This is a genomic window from Actinosynnema sp. NPDC023587, assembly GCF_040640215.1.
GTDB lineage: Bacteria > Actinomycetota > Actinomycetes > Mycobacteriales > Pseudonocardiaceae > Actinosynnema.
Genome location: NZ_JBFABG010000001.1, coordinates 260,361 through 273,644, shown reverse-complemented (window position 1 = coordinate 273,644; position 13,284 = coordinate 260,361). Strand labels below are relative to the sequence as shown.

The 13,284-nt window shown below is 72.8% G+C and carries 13 protein-coding genes; 3 read left to right on the top strand and 10 right to left on the bottom strand.

The window, feature by feature from the left end; all coding sequences use genetic code 11:
* Window positions 1-63: 63 nt before the first annotated feature.
* Complete coding sequence (locus AB0G01_RS01350) at window positions 64-771, top strand: DUF2537 domain-containing protein (RefSeq protein ID WP_360938250.1); 708 nt, start codon at window positions 64-66, stop codon at window positions 769-771.
* 30 nt (window positions 772-801) lie between these two features.
* Here the strand turns inward: AB0G01_RS01350 and AB0G01_RS01345 are convergent, their stop codons facing one another.
* Together AB0G01_RS01345 and AB0G01_RS01340 are read right to left on the bottom strand one after the other, a co-directional pair.
* Entirely contained in the window at window positions 802-2,679 is a 1,878-nt protein-coding gene (locus AB0G01_RS01345) for an ABC transporter ATP-binding protein (protein WP_360938247.1), read from the bottom strand.
* The gene (locus tag AB0G01_RS01340) at window positions 2,676-4,406 is read right to left on the bottom strand and encodes an ABC transporter ATP-binding protein (protein ID WP_360938244.1); all 1,731 of its coding nucleotides are present in this window, start codon (window positions 4,404-4,406) and stop codon (window positions 2,676-2,678) included. The genes AB0G01_RS01345 and AB0G01_RS01340 overlap by 4 nt, the downstream gene beginning before the upstream one ends.
* Before the next feature lie 158 nt (window positions 4,407-4,564).
* On the opposite strand from AB0G01_RS01340, the gene AB0G01_RS01335 reads away from it, so the two are divergent.
* A complete protein-coding gene (locus AB0G01_RS01335) occupies window positions 4,565-4,798 on the top strand; it encodes a hypothetical protein (protein WP_360938241.1) in 234 nt (77 codons plus the stop codon).
* A gap of 9 nt (window positions 4,799-4,807) precedes the next feature.
* Here AB0G01_RS01335 and AB0G01_RS01330 read toward each other — a convergent pair whose 3' ends face one another.
* The 8 genes from AB0G01_RS01330 to AB0G01_RS01295 all read right to left on the bottom strand — a co-directional run bounded on the left by AB0G01_RS01330 (window position 4,808) and on the right by AB0G01_RS01295 (window position 12,104).
* Window positions 4,808-5,236 (bottom strand): hypothetical protein, encoded by a 429-nt coding sequence (locus AB0G01_RS01330; RefSeq protein ID WP_360938238.1) that lies wholly within the window; start codon window positions 5,234-5,236, stop codon window positions 4,808-4,810.
* A complete protein-coding gene (locus AB0G01_RS01325; RefSeq protein ID WP_360938235.1) occupies window positions 5,229-5,603 on the bottom strand; it encodes a hypothetical protein in 375 nt (124 codons plus the stop codon). Before AB0G01_RS01325 ends, AB0G01_RS01330 begins: the two co-directional genes overlap by 8 nt.
* 158 nt (window positions 5,604-5,761) lie before the next feature.
* Complete coding sequence (sepH, locus tag AB0G01_RS01320) at window positions 5,762-6,655, bottom strand: septation protein SepH (RefSeq protein ID WP_360938232.1); 894 nt, start codon at window positions 6,653-6,655, stop codon at window positions 5,762-5,764.
* Between the two features lie 255 nt (window positions 6,656-6,910).
* Window positions 6,911-8,044 carry a phosphoserine transaminase gene (gene serC, locus AB0G01_RS01315; protein ID WP_360938229.1) on the bottom strand — a complete coding sequence of 378 codons (1,134 nt, stop codon included), beginning with the start codon at window positions 8,042-8,044 and terminating at the stop codon, window positions 6,911-6,913.
* Between the two features lie 324 nt (window positions 8,045-8,368).
* Complete coding sequence (locus AB0G01_RS01310) at window positions 8,369-9,166, bottom strand: ABC transporter permease (protein WP_360938226.1); 798 nt, start codon at window positions 9,164-9,166, stop codon at window positions 8,369-8,371.
* A complete protein-coding gene (locus AB0G01_RS01305) occupies window positions 9,163-9,981 on the bottom strand; it encodes an ABC transporter ATP-binding protein (protein WP_360938223.1) in 819 nt (272 codons plus the stop codon). The genes AB0G01_RS01310 and AB0G01_RS01305 overlap by 4 nt, the downstream gene beginning before the upstream one ends.
* A 144-nt stretch (window positions 9,982-10,125) precedes the next feature.
* Window positions 10,126-11,241, bottom strand: coding sequence for a citrate synthase 2 (locus AB0G01_RS01300; RefSeq protein WP_360938220.1), 1,116 nt, complete (start codon window positions 11,239-11,241; stop codon window positions 10,126-10,128).
* Window positions 11,242-11,588: 347 nt separating this feature from the next.
* Window positions 11,589-12,104, bottom strand: a complete 516-nt coding sequence (locus tag AB0G01_RS01295) for a DUF4232 domain-containing protein (protein WP_360938217.1) — start codon at window positions 12,102-12,104, stop codon at window positions 11,589-11,591.
* Window positions 12,105-12,553: 449 nt separating this feature from the next.
* Here AB0G01_RS01295 and pdxH point away from each other — a divergent pair, with 449 nt between their 5' ends.
* Complete coding sequence (pdxH, locus tag AB0G01_RS01290) at window positions 12,554-13,210, top strand: pyridoxamine 5'-phosphate oxidase (RefSeq protein ID WP_360938214.1); 657 nt, start codon at window positions 12,554-12,556, stop codon at window positions 13,208-13,210.
* Window positions 13,211-13,284: the final 74 nt, after the last annotated feature.

Below are 13,284 nucleotides of genomic sequence, written 5' to 3'. Positions count from 1 at the left end.
GAAAGCTTCTGCCTGATCGCCAGACCGACTACGGTCGACTCACCATCCCGGAGGAGGAGATTCGTGGAATTGCGGGTCCAGGACGGCCGCGCCGTGCTGGCGGGCCACGACGACGCGGGCGTGCGGGAGGTGGACCCCCACACGCTGCCCCTGGGTGCCGGCCTGGCCGACGCGCTGCACGAGTGGGCGAAGGTCGCCGAAGCCGTCCTGCGCGCGGACACCTCGTCGACCGGTCCCACCGATGCCCCGTCGGCTGATCCGGCGGGTGCCCAGCCGACCGATCCCACCGACGCCCCCTCGACCGCCGACACCCCGGGCGCGCTCATCGCGCGACGCGGGCGGCAGTTGGCGGGCCGGGTGGCCGCCGACATGGGCACGTCCGTCGAGTACACCGACCCGGTGACCGGCGAGCGGCACGTCGTCGAGGCCCCGGCCGCCGATCCGGAGCCCGCGCCCGGAGCGAATCCGGAACCCGAAGCGGACCCGGAACCCGAACCGGAACCGGTGCCCCGGGAGAAGACCCCCTGGGGCACCGGTCTGACGGTCAGCGTGTTCACCGCCGCCGTGGTGACGTTCATGGTCGTCACCCTGTCGCTGGGCCTGGGCGAGACCAGCCAGTGGCTCGCGCTGCTGGCGAACGTCCTGGTGGTCGGCGGCATCGCCCCGTCCGTGTGGCTGGCCCGGAACGTGCCGGTCTGGCGCTGGGTGGCCTACGGCGTCGTCGGCGGCGTCCTGATCGCGTGGTTCTCGCTGATCACGACCCTCCTCTGACCCCGCAGACCCACCCCTCCTCACAGCGGATCACGCCAGCGAGTCACGCCAGGCCGTGTGCAGCGCGGCGAACTGCCCACGTCCGCCGATCAGCTCCTCGGGCGTGCCGTCCTCCACCACCCGACCACCGTCGAGCACCAGCACCCGGTCCGCGATCATCACGGTCGACAGCCGGTGCGCGATGATGAACGCCGTCCGCGAGGCGAGCACGGTCTCCAGCGCCCCCTGCACCAACCGCTCCGACGGCACGTCCAGGCTCGACGTGGCCTCGTCCAGCACCAGCACCGCCGGGTCGGCCAGGAACGCCCGCGCGAACGCCACCACCTGCCGCTGCCCCGCCGACAGCCGGCCACCGCGTTTGCGCACGTCCGTGTCGTACCCTTCGGGCAGCGCCGCGATGAAATCGTGCGCACCGACGGCGCGGGCCGCGTCCTCCACCTCCGCCCGGGTGGCCGTGGGCCGCCCCAGCGCGATGTTGTCCGCCACCGACCCGTCGAACAGGAAGTTCTCCTGGGTCACCATCACCACGGCCCGCCGCAGGTCGGCGTCCGCCACCGAGCGCAGGTCCACCCCGTCCAGCAGGACCGACCCGCTCGACGGGTCGTAGAACCGCCCGACCAGCTTCGCCAACGTCGACTTGCCCGCTCCGGTCGCGCCCACCAGGGCCACCGTCTGCCCGGCCGGCACGGTCAGGTCGAACGGCGGCAGCACCACCGGCGTGGCCTCCGAGTACCGGAACTCCACCCCGTCGAACGCGATCCGCCCGTGCACGTCCCGCAGCGGCACCGGGTCGTCGGGCTCCGGCACGGCCGGCACCTCCTCCAGCAGGCCGGAGATCTTCTCCAGCGCCGCCGTGGCCGACGCGTAGGAGTTGGCGAACATCGCGATCTCGTCGAACGGGTCGTAGAACCGCCGCACGTACAGCGTGAACGCCGCCAGCACGCCCAGTTCCAACTGCCCGTCCGCGACCCGGAACGCACCCCAGGCCAGGATCACCGCCAGCGACACGTTGCCGATCACCCGCACCAGCGAGGTGAACGCGGCCACCACCTTGAACGCGTCGGTGTTGGCGTCGCGGAACTTGGCGTTCAGCTCGCCCGTGATCTTCTCGTTGCGGTCCTCCCGGCGGAACGCCTGCACCGCGCGGATGCCGTTCATGGTTTCCACGAACTGCACGATGATCTTCGCGATCGCACCGCGGGTGCCCCGGTACGCCCGCGCCGACCGGCGCTGGAACCACCGGATGAGCAGCAGCAGCGGCAGGAACCCGAACAGCACCGCGAAGGCCAGCGGCGGGTCCAGCGCGAGCATCACGACCGAGATGCCGACCACCGACAGCATCGACGTGAAGAACCCGTCGAGACCCTGCTCCAGCAGGTCCTGCAACGAGTCCACGTCGCTGGTCAGCCGCGAGATGACCTTGCCCGAGGTGTACTTCTCGTGGAACGACACCGACAGCCGCTGGACGTGCCGGAAGATCCGCTCCCGCAGGTCCAGCAGCAGGTCCTGGCCGATCCGCCCGGACAGCCGGACGAAGGCCCAGCGCAGCACCGTCGCGCCCAGCGCCGCCCCGACGTACCCGCCCACGCACCACATGAGCACGTCCGGCCGCCCGTCCAGGGCCGCCGGCACGCCGCGGTCGATGGCCGCCGCGATCAGCAGCGGCCCCGCCAGGTTGACCACGTTCTCCGCGATCACGATGACCAGCGCGAGCACCGCCGCGCGGGAGTGCGGGCGCAGCATCGACCCGAGCAGCCGCCGCGACCGGGCCTTGAGCTTCACCCCGGTCGAGTGGTCGAGCTCCTCGACGTCCTCCGCGGCGACCCCGCGCCACTTCTCCTCGCCGACCTCGCCGGTCCCCCCGGACCCCGGTCCCGCGACGCCCGAACCGACCGTTCCGGTGCTCACACCACCACCTCCTCGTCGTCCATGGTGGACAGGAGGTGGCGATACCCCTCGTTGTCCGCCAGCAGTTCCCGGTGGGTGCCGATCGCCGTGATCCGACCGTCCACGAGCATCGCCACCCGGTCGGCGAGTTGCACCGTGCTCGGCCGGTGCGCGACGACCAGCGCCGTCACCCCGTGCAGCACGCGCCGCAGCGCCGCTTCCACCTCGGCCTCGGTGTGCACGTCCAGCGCGGACAGCGGGTCGTCCAGCACGAGCACCGCCGGGTGCCCCACGACCGCGCGCGCCAGCGCGAGCCGCTGGCGCTGGCCACCGGACAGCGACAGCCCCTGCTCGCCGATCCGGGTGTCGAGCCCCCACGGCAGCGCGTCCACGAACTCCTCGGCCCGCGCCACCCGCAGGGCTTCGCGCACCCGCTCTTCGCCCACGTCCGCACTGCCCAGCGCGATGTTCTCGGTCACGCTCGCCGAGAACAGGATCGGCTCCTCGAACGCCACGCCGACCACCCGGCGCAACTCGGCCAGGTCCAGGTCCCGCACGTCCACGCCGTCGACGGTCACCCGCCCGGCGGTCACGTCCGCCAGCCGGGGCACCAGCGCGGTGACCGTGGTCTTGCCGGAGCCGGTCGCGCCGACCAGCGCCACCGTCTCGCCCGGCCGGATGTCCAGGTCGATGCCGCGCAGCACCTCCCGGCTCCCGGGCGCGTGCGCGAAGTGCACGTCCTCGAACCGCACGTGCCCGCGCACCCGCTCCGGCAGCGGCGTCACCGCCTCCGGCGAGGTGATCGTCACCCGCGCGTCCATCACCTCGAAGTACCGCTCGGTCGCCGACGCGGTCTGGTTCGTCTCCGCCAGCAGCCAGCCGATCGAGTCGATGGGCCAGCGCAGGTACGCGCTGACCGCGACCGCCGCGACCAGCGTGCCCGCGCTGACCGAGCCGTCCGCGATGCCCACCGCGCCGAACGCGAGCTGCCCGGCGATGGCCAGCTCGGGCAGCACGATCAGCACCGCCCACAGCAGGGCGAAGATCCGCACCTTGGCCAGCTCGGTCTCCCGCAGGTCCCGCGCCTGGCGCAGGAACCGCCTGGTCAGGTGCGGGCCGCGGCCGAACGCCTTGAGCACCCGGATGCCGAGCACCGACTCCTCGACCACCGTCGTCAGGTCACCGGCCTGGTCCTGGGCCCGGCGCGCGACCACCTTGAACTTCGACTCGAACAGGTAGGACAGCGCCACCAGTGGCAGGGTGCAGGTCAGCACGATCGTGCCCAGGACCGGTGACAGCCAGAACAGCACGCCCAGCCCGATCAGCACGACCAGCGTGTTCACCACGAGGAACGTGATGACGAACGCGACGAACCGGCGGACCGTGTTCAGGTCGGTCGTGGCGCGCGAGAGCAACTGCCCCGACTGCCACCGGTCGTGGAACGAGACGGGCAGTTCTTGCAGGTGGTGGTACATCCCGGCGCGCATCCGCGCTTCGACGTCGGACGCCGGGCGCGCGATGAACCGCCGGCGCGCGAAGAAGAAGCCCGCCTCGGCGAGCCCCAGGGCGAGCACCAGCCCGACCATGGGCGGCAGCGCGCCCAGGTCGCGGTCGGCGATGGGGCCGTCCACGATGCGCTGGGTGATGAGCGGTATGCCGAGACCGCACAGCATGGCCAGCAGGGCAGCGGCCATGCTGGCGATCATCTGGAAGCGCACCGGCCGGAAGTACGGCCACAGCCGGCGCACGGTGGCGGCGGTGGATACGCGTCGAGCAACGGTGTTGGATGGTGACTCCGCCTGCTCAGTCACTTCTGTCGTCCCCCTCAGGTTCGGCTCCACGGTACGAACCCAGCCCCCCGCGAGCATCCTCATTTCCCGTCGTGGACCATGCACGCTCGACAAAGGTGGAGGTCAAGATGGACGTGCGCTACCTGCGCACCGCGCCGACCATGGCGTTTCCGCGCGGTCGGTTGCTCGCGGTGCGCGGCGGACGGCTGAACGTGCTGGCCCCCGACGGGTGGGACACCGTCGGCGGCCGGGCGGACCACGCCACGCCGATCACCCGCGCGGAAGCCGAGGACTGGTGCGAGCACGAGGGGTGGCCGGTGGAGTCCCTCGACGCGGTACCGGCCCCGTGAGCCCGGCGGCTACTTCTGCCGGAACATCGCGGGGACGGTCACCAGGCCGGCGAGCCCGTAGCCGGCACCGGCCATCAGGACGAGCACGGTCCACTTGTCGCCGAGCGCGGTGAACCGGTCGGGCAGCCCGGAGTAGTAGGCGAGACCCAGCAGCACCGGTCCGGCCAGCACGACCGGCCACACCGGGCGCACCCGCAACGCCCACAGCACCGGCCCGGCCAGCAGCGAGCTGAACACCAGCGCGACCGGCAGGCCGACCACGACCAGCAGCAGGAAGTCGCTCAGCGCCGGGTCGTCGACCACCCGGTCCAGCAGGCCGCTCCGGTACGCCCAGATCCACGCGGTCAGCAGCGCCGCGCCGACCACCGCCGAGACGACGACGCGCAGCAGCACCTGGAACGCGAAGCCGCCGGCGGTGCGGCGCGGGGCGTCAGCCACGGCGGGCGTCGTGGCGGACCGCGTGCCGCGCGGTCACCGGCGCGGCCAGCGCGAACCCCAGCGCGCCGGCCAGGACGCCGCTCGCCGGGATCGAGATCCACACGGTCGTCAGCGTCAGCACGGCGGCGAACGCCATCCCGACGGCGGCCATCGCCAGCGGTCGTTCGAACCGCAGGAGCGTGAGCGCGAACCACCCGAGCAGCACGCCGACCACCAGGCTGACCGGGATCGCGAAGAGCCCCATGGCCAGGCAGTTCCAGTTGTCCTTGGTGCACACGGCCCCGGAGGCGATGAACTCCCGCACTCCCCACCAGGCGGCTCCCAGCCCGGCCCCGATCGCCGCGCCCACCACCACTCGCCCCAGCATGGACGACGATTACCCACCGCGACCCCCGGACAAACGGCCCGCCCCGCGCCCGGACCCGGCCACCGCGCGAAATCCCTGCTCAACGCCCCTGCGCGAACACCCGGTCAACGTGCAGGGCCCCCGCCAAGCCGGCGGGGGCCCTGCACGTCGTCGGACGTTCAGCCGCGGTTCGAGCGGACGCCCAGCAGGACGTCTTCCCACGACGGGACGATCGGGTGGTTCTTCTTGCCGCGCTTCGGCGGCTCCTTCTTCGCGGCCGGGCTCGGCTGCTGCTGCGGAGGGGGTGCCGGGGGTTCCTCGGCGATCGGCGCGGGCTCGGGTTCCGGCTTCGGCTCGGGCTTGACCTCCGGGGCCTGGACCGGCGGCGGGGTCGGCTCCTCGCGGGCGAGGATCTCCGGCTCCGCCTCCTTCTCCAGGCTCAGGGCCTGCCGCGCCAGTTGGGTGACCGGGCGGACGGTGCGCAGCGTGCGGTTGGGGTTCGGGTCCATCAGCTCGACGGCCCCGTCGTCCAGCGCGGTCACCGTGCCGCCCTGCGCGCCGGGGTGGAACGCCCAGTGCGCCAGGTTGTCCGAGCGGCCCGCCGTCCAGTGGAGCTGCACCACCCAGCGGCCGTCCTCGCCGCGCCACGAATCCCAGCTCACGTCGGCGTACTCCTGGCCGCGCAGGCCGAACGAGTGCGCCACCACCTCGCCGAGCGTCTGCACGTCCGGACCGTCCTCGCGCACCGGGTGGGCGCGCTGGGCCAGGTCGGCCGTGCGGGAGCGCTCCAGCAGCACGGGGTAGGCGTACCGCTCGACCCGGTGGGTCGGGATGCCGGCCGCCGAGGCGACCTGGTCGACCGACTCGCCGGCGCGGATGCGCGCCTGGATCTCCCGGGGGCGCATCTGGCTCTCCACCTCGATCTCGATCTGGCCGAGTCGGGTGAGGTCGCCGCGCGCGGCGGCGCGCAGCCGTTCGTCGGCGGGGAGCACGAAGCGCTCGCCGCGATCCGGGTCTTCGAGGATGACGGACTTGCCGTCGTCTTCGAGCCCGATGACCCGCAGCGCTCGCATCATGGCCTCCCGTGTGACTTCACCTCGCCAAGGTGCCGACGGTAATCCGGCGTGCCGCCTTGACGGGGGAGGCTCGCCGCATCTATCGATATCTTCACGTGATCTTGCCGTATGTCGCTCGTGTTCGCACGTCTGTTACCGCGAGGTTCACCTCGGCGGCCACTTCCCCACCTCTACCACTTCGGGAACGCGAACGGGGGCCTCCCACCAGGCCGGAACCAGGCGAAAGGCCCCCGTGTCGGGCCGAAGCGCACGTCAGAGCTGGGAGACCACCCAGTCGACGGCCTTGGTCAGCGTGGTCACGTCGGCCGGTTCGACCGCCGGGAACATGGCCACGCGCAACTGGTTGCGGCCGAGCTTGCGGTAGGGCTCGACGTCCACGACGCCGTTCGCGCGGAGCACCTTGGCCACGACGGCCGCGTCGACCGAGTCGTCGAAGTCGACGGTGCCGACGACCTGCGACCGGTACGCCGGGTCCGCCACGTAGGGCGAGGTGTACGAGGTCGACTCGGCCCACGAGTACAGCCGCGAGGACGAGTCGGCGGTGCGGTCCACGGCCCACGGCAGGCCGCCGTTGCCCAGGAGCCACTTGATCTGGTCGTCCAGCAGGAACAGGGTGGCCAGCGACGGCGTGTTGTACGTCTGGTCCTTGGTGGAGTTGTCCAGCGCGGTGGTCAGCGACAGGAACTCCGGCACCCAGCGGCCCGACGCGCCGATCTCGGCGACCCGCTCCAGCGCGGCCGGCGACATGAGGGCGATCCACAGGCCGCCGTCCGAGGCGAAGGACTTCTGCGGCGCGAAGTAGTAGACGTCGAAGTCCTCGGCGTCCACCGGCAGGCCGCCCGCGCCGGAGGTGGCGTCGATCGCGACCAGCGCGCCGTCCGAGCCCGCCGGGCGGGACACCGGGACCGCCACGCCGGTGGAGGTCTCGTTGTGCGCCCAGCCGACCAGGTCGGCACCCTCGGCGTAGGTGATCTCGGGGGCCGAGCCGGGGTCGGCCTTGACCACGATCGAGTCACCCAGGAACGGGGCGTCGGAGGTGACCTTGGCGAACTTCGAGGAGAACTCGCCGTAGGTGAAGTGCTGCGCGCGCTCGCGGACCAGGCCGAACGCGGCGGCGTCCCAGAACGCGGTGGTGCCGCCGTTGCCGAGCACGACCTCGTAGCCCTCGGGCAGCGAGAACAGGTCGCGCAGACCCGAGCGGACCGAGCCGACCAGGGACTTCACCGGCTTCTGCCGGTGGGAGGTGCCCATCAGCGCGGCACCCTCGGACGCCAGGGCGGCGAGGGCCTCCGGGCGGACCTTGGACGGCCCGCAGCCGAACCGGCCGTCGGACGGCCGCAGTTCGGGGGGCAGGACCAGGGTGGTCGGGTCGGCGGTCTGGGTCATCGCGGAGCCTCCGGGTACCGGGGGAGGGGTGACCGGCTCCGTTGCCGGGGCCACCAGTGTGGCAGCCGGATGGCCCGGACGTGACAACCGGGTGTCGCTGCTCACGTCCCGCCGGCCACCGGTTCCCGCTCCGCCCGGCCTGACCAGGCCGTCCGGCCGACGCCGGCGCTGCCCCCGGGCCGCCGTCGCCGCCGGTCACCGCCGGTGCGGGCCCCGCACTCCACAGTGGACAGTCCTCCCGCGACCGGCCGGAGCGCTCCACACCGGACAGGACGGACAGGACGGACGAGCACCGCACCCGGGCCCCGCCCACCGCGCGGGAGGTCAGCCGCCCCTGCGTTCACCGGTCCACCGGAAACCGACCACGCACAGCACGAACCCGATCACGCACCACGCGCCCAGCACCAGCGCGATCCTCCCGTGCTCCCACGTCCCGGCGGCCTCCTGGATCGCCATGCTGTCCGGCAGCAGCACCGAGCGGAACCCCTGCGCGACCCACTTGAGCGGGAAGAACGAGCTCACCACCACCATCGGCTGGGGCAGCAGCGGCAGGTGGATGAACACGCCCGAGATGAACTGGAGCCCGATGTAGGGGAGGTTCATCACGGCGGGCGCGCTGCTCGCCGTGCGGGCCAGCGAGCTCGCCGCGATGCCCAGCAGCGAGCACGACACGACCCCGAGCACGAACACCCAGGAGAACGTCACCCAGCGGGCGGGGTCCGACGGCAGCTCGACGTCGAACACGCCGACGCCGACCGCGAACATCAGCGCCACCTCGGCCAGGCTGAGCACGAGGACCAGCGCGATCTTGCCGACGAAGTACGCGGCCGGGGCCATCGGCGTGCCCTGGAGGCGCTTCAGCGTCCCGTTCGAGCGGTCCTCGGCCACGCCCACGCCGAGCGTGATGAACGACGTGGAGATGATGCCCGCGCCGATCAGCCCGGCCGCGTAGACCTGGCCCATGGTGACGTCCGTGCCCGGCAGGTCGCCGCTGAAGATGTTGCCGAGCAGCAGCAGGATGAACGCGGGCAGCGCGAAGGTGAACACCACGCCGTCCCGGTCGCGGAAGAACCGGCGCAGCTCGAAGCGCCCGCGGGAGAGCCCGGTGTCGAGGGTGCTCATCGTCCGATCAGCTCCAGGTAGACGTCCTCCAGCGAGGGGCGGGTGACGGTCAGCTCGGGCACCTCGCCGATCCGGCCGACCAGCGCGGCGGGCCGGTCGGTGCGGTGCGACCGCGGGCCGGCGGCGTCGACCCAGCTCACGACGGCCTGCGCCAGGTGGCGTCCGCCGAGCGTGGCGGGCGTGCCCTCGGCGACGACCCGGCCCGCGTCGACCACGGCGAGCCGGTCGGCCAGCGCCTCGACCTCGTCGAGGTAGTGGGTGGTGAGCAGGATCGTGGAGCCCTCGCGGGCGAGCAGCCGGACCAGCTCCCAGAACCGCCGGCGCGCCTCCGGGTCGAACCCGGTGGTCGGCTCGTCCAGGAACAGCAGCCGGGGCCGCCCGACGATGCCGAGCGCCACGTCGAGCCGCCGGCGCTGACCACCGGACAACCGGCCCGCCCGCACGTCGCGCTGGTCGGTGAGGCCGACGAGCTCGACCACCTCGTCCGGGTCGCGCGGGTCGGGGTAGTAGCCGGTGAAGTGCCGGACCGCCTCGACCACCGTGGTCTCCGCCAGGTCGGTCGCGGTCTGCCGCACGATCCCGATGGCGGACCGCCAGGCGCGGGGCGCGGTGGCGGGGTCGACGCCCAGCACGGACACCTCGCCCGCGTCGCGCCGGCGCAGCCCTTCGAGGATCTCCACGGTGGTGCTCTTGCCCGCCCCGTTCGGGCCGAGCAGCGCGAACACCTCGCCGGTGGCGACGTCGAGGTCGACGCCGGCCACGGCGGGGTAGTCGCCGTAGGACTTCCGCAAGCCCCTGACTCTTATCGCGTTCATGCCGCAAATCGTTCTACGGCAAGGGGTCCGCGCGGGACGACCGGTCGACGGACACCGCCGGTCCACCGACCGGTGGACGGCGTCCACCCTTCGGTGGACCACCACCCCGCCGACCCGCGCCCACCGGTCGCGGGTCGGCGGGGGTCAGGCGATCTCGTCCCAGCCCTCGACCTCGGCCGGCGTGCGCGGCCCGGGACCGAGGTAGGACGCGGACGGCCGCACCAGCCGGCCGGTGCGCTTCTGCTCCAGGATGTGCGCCGACCACCCGGCGGTCCGGGCGCAGGTGAACATTGCGGGCATCATGTGCGGCGGGACCTGGGCGAAGTCCAGGATCACCGCCGCCCAGAACTCCACGTTGGTCTCGATCGCGCGATCCGGCCGGCGTTCGCGCAGCTCGGCCAGCGCGGCCTGCTCCAGCGCCGCCGCGACCTCGTAGCGGGTCGCGCCGAGCTCCTCGCAGGTGCGCCGCAGCACGCGGGCGCGCGGGTCCTCGGCCCGGTACACCCGGTGCCCGAAGCCCATCAGCCGCTCGCCCCGGTCGAGGATGCCGGACACCACGGCCCGCGCGTCGCCGGTCCGCTCGACCTCCTCGATCATCGGCAGCACCCGGGCCGGCGCGCCGCCGTGCAGCGGACCGGACATCGCGCCGATCGCACCGGACATCGACGCCGCGACGTCCGCGCCGGTCGAGGCGATCACCCGCGCGGTGAACGTGGACGCGTTGAGGCCGTGCTCGGCCGCCGACACCCAGTAGGCGTCCAGGGCCTTCACGTGCACCGGGTCGGGTTCGCCGCGCCACCGGGTGAGGAACCGCTCGGTGATCGTGCGGCACTCGTCGACGCGCCGCTGCGGCACCGCCGGCCGGCCGGTGCCGCGCGCGGACTGCGCCGCGTACGACAGCGCCGTCACCGAGGTGCGGGCGAGCTGCGCGCGGGCTTCCTCGTCGCTGATGTCCAGCAGCGGCCGGTAGCCCCAGATCGGCGCGACCATGGCCAGCGCGGCCTGCACGTCGACCCGCACGTCACCGGTGTGCACCGGGATCGGGAACGGTTCGGCGGGCGGCAGGCCCGGCCCGAACCGGCCGTCGACCAGCAACGCCCACACGTGGCCGAAGGTGATCTTGCCGGCCAGGTCCTCGATGTCGACCCCGCGGTAGCGCAGCGCGCCACCGTCGCGATCGGGCTCGGCGATCTCGGTGCGGAAGGCGACCACGCCCTCCAGTCCCGGTCGGAAGCCGTCCTGCTCGGTTTGCTGCACCACGCTGTGCGCTCCTTGTCCGCGAGGCTCAAGAGATCGGCAAAACCTTGCTCCCCCGCGGACCCCCTGGCAACGACGCCAATCCGTGGCGTCGGTCACGATTCAGGAACCGATTCAGAAAATTGACGCCCCCGTGGTCGCGATTTCCCACCCCGTAAGCGGTATTCCACGTGGCAGCGCCACGGTTGGCGCGCGTGAACCCGCACGTGGCGCTCATCACCAGCTTCGACCCGACCGCCGGGAACGCGACCCGATCGCCTGAACCGCGCCGAACGCCTGAACGACGCGGACCGCCGACGACGGGCGTCGACCTCGTGGACCGGGGCGGCCGACGCCCGCCGGGGGCGGGCTCAGCCGAGGCTGGTGACCTTCAGGTGGCGCACGGTGCCCGCGCAGCCGTACTGGCCGGTCAGCGGCAGGTACAGCGGCGCGGTCGCGTCCGGCGGGAACACCCTGAGGCCCCACACCGGGGTCTTCCGGCAGACCGCCGGGTCGAAGTTGTCGACGTTGGCCGACCCGACCACGGCCACGGCGGTCGCGCCGTGCGCCAGGGTGACCTGCGGCCCGCGCGCGCCGTCGCGGTCCGCCGCCGGGCCGACCTGGTCACCCGAGGAGTCCACATAGGACACGCCGGGGAACCCCCGCGTCACGCACGGGGCGAGGCCCCGGTTGGTGAGCAGCACCTCCCGGTAGACGGTGCCGGCCGCACCCTCCACCCGGCCGAACGCGATGCCGAGGTCGACCGACTCGCACGTCGCGGCGGCGTGGTGCCCCGACGGGGCCCCGGCACCGCTCTGGGCGGTGGCCGTTCCGGCGGTGCCCAGCAGGGCCGCGCCGACCGCGACAACTCCCACTAATCTTCTCATCGCACTCTCCCCCGAGAATCGTGGACGGAATTCCCGTCCACCTTTGAGGACGTGGCGTGCGCCACTCCGGTTGCCCGGCGGGAAGTGTCCTGCACGCCCTTCCCCCGGTTGGCCGCGGCCCGGTGGAGGCGGCCTCCGTCACACGAGTGGTGGTCCCTCGTTCTGTTGGCATTCGGGGCATTCGGGGCATTCGCACCCCCGTTCCGGCCGCCGGCGGAGTAACGGTGCAGTGCGCCCCGGACGGTTCCCGGGGGAACTTTCCCGGATCGGGTGACCTTCTGACTCGATCTCGTACTCGATTCCGAAAAACGGCCTTCCACCGTCGGTCACGGCCGGGTGGTCCTCATCACCGCGCAGGCGGTTTCGCGCGCGCCCGGAAACCCGTACGGTCGCGGGATCGTTGGTGCCAAGAGCGCCTTTGCCAGGTAGAACGTGCTCTGGAGGTCAGGATGTCGGAGACGACGAACATCGCGTTGCCGTCGATGCGGGTGTCCTACGAGCAGGGTTCGCTCACCGAGGAAGACCTCGCCGCCTCGTGGCACGAGCAGTTGCAGATCTGGCTGGACCAGGCGGCCGGTGCGGGTCTTTCGGAGCCCAACGCGATGGTGCTGGCGACCTCGGACCCCGAGGGCCGGCCGTCGTCGCGGACCGTGCTGGCCAAGGGCCTGGACGCGCGGGGACTGGTGTTCTTCACCAATTACACGTCCACCAAGAGCCACGACCTGATGGCCACCCGCTACGCGTCCGCGACCTTCCCGTGGTTCGCGATGCAGCGCCAGGCGCACGTGCGCGGCACGGTGGAGAAGGTCGGCCCCGAGGAGACCGCCCGCTACTGGGCGAGCCGCCCGCGCGGTTCGCAGGTCGGCGCGTGGGCGTCGCCCCAGTCCCGCGTGGTGTCCGGCCGCGCCACGCTGGAGAGCGCGCTGAACAAGATCGAGCGCCAGTTCGCCGACGCGGAGCGGGTACCGGTCCCGCCGCACTGGGGCGGCTGGCGCATCCGGCCCGAAGAGGTCGAGTTCTGGCAGGGCCGCCGCGACCGGATGCACGACCGCCTCCGCTTCCGCCTCGGCCGCGACGGCTGGGACGTCCAGCGCATCGCCCCCTAGCGCCACCGGCGGCAGGTGCCCGGTCCCCGTGACCTCGCGGTGCGGTGGTCGCCGGGCACCCCGCCGAGCGCGCC

What these genes read in the sequence shown, in the direction of transcription:
- AB0G01_RS01325 (WP_360938235.1), bottom strand. Translation starts at nt 5,603, where the DNA reads ATGCTGGGGCGAGTGGTGGTGGGCGCGGCGATCGGGGCCGGGCTGGGA.
- sepH (WP_360938232.1), bottom strand. Translation starts at nt 6,655, where the DNA reads ATGCGAGCGCTGCGGGTCATCGGGCTCGAAGACGACGGCAAGTCCGTC.
- serC (WP_360938229.1), bottom strand. Translation starts at nt 8,044, where the DNA reads ATGACCCAGACCGCCGACCCGACCACCCTGGTCCTGCCCCCCGAACTG.
- AB0G01_RS01310 (WP_360938226.1), bottom strand. Translation starts at nt 9,166, where the DNA reads ATGAGCACCCTCGACACCGGGCTCTCCCGCGGGCGCTTCGAGCTGCGC.
- AB0G01_RS01305 (WP_360938223.1), bottom strand. Translation starts at nt 9,981, where the DNA reads ATGAACGCGATAAGAGTCAGGGGCTTGCGGAAGTCCTACGGCGACTAC.
- AB0G01_RS01295 (WP_360938217.1), bottom strand. Translation starts at nt 12,104, where the DNA reads ATGAGAAGATTAGTGGGAGTTGTCGCGGTCGGCGCGGCCCTGCTGGGC.
- pdxH (WP_360938214.1), top strand. Translation starts at nt 12,554, where the DNA reads ATGTCGGAGACGACGAACATCGCGTTGCCGTCGATGCGGGTGTCCTAC.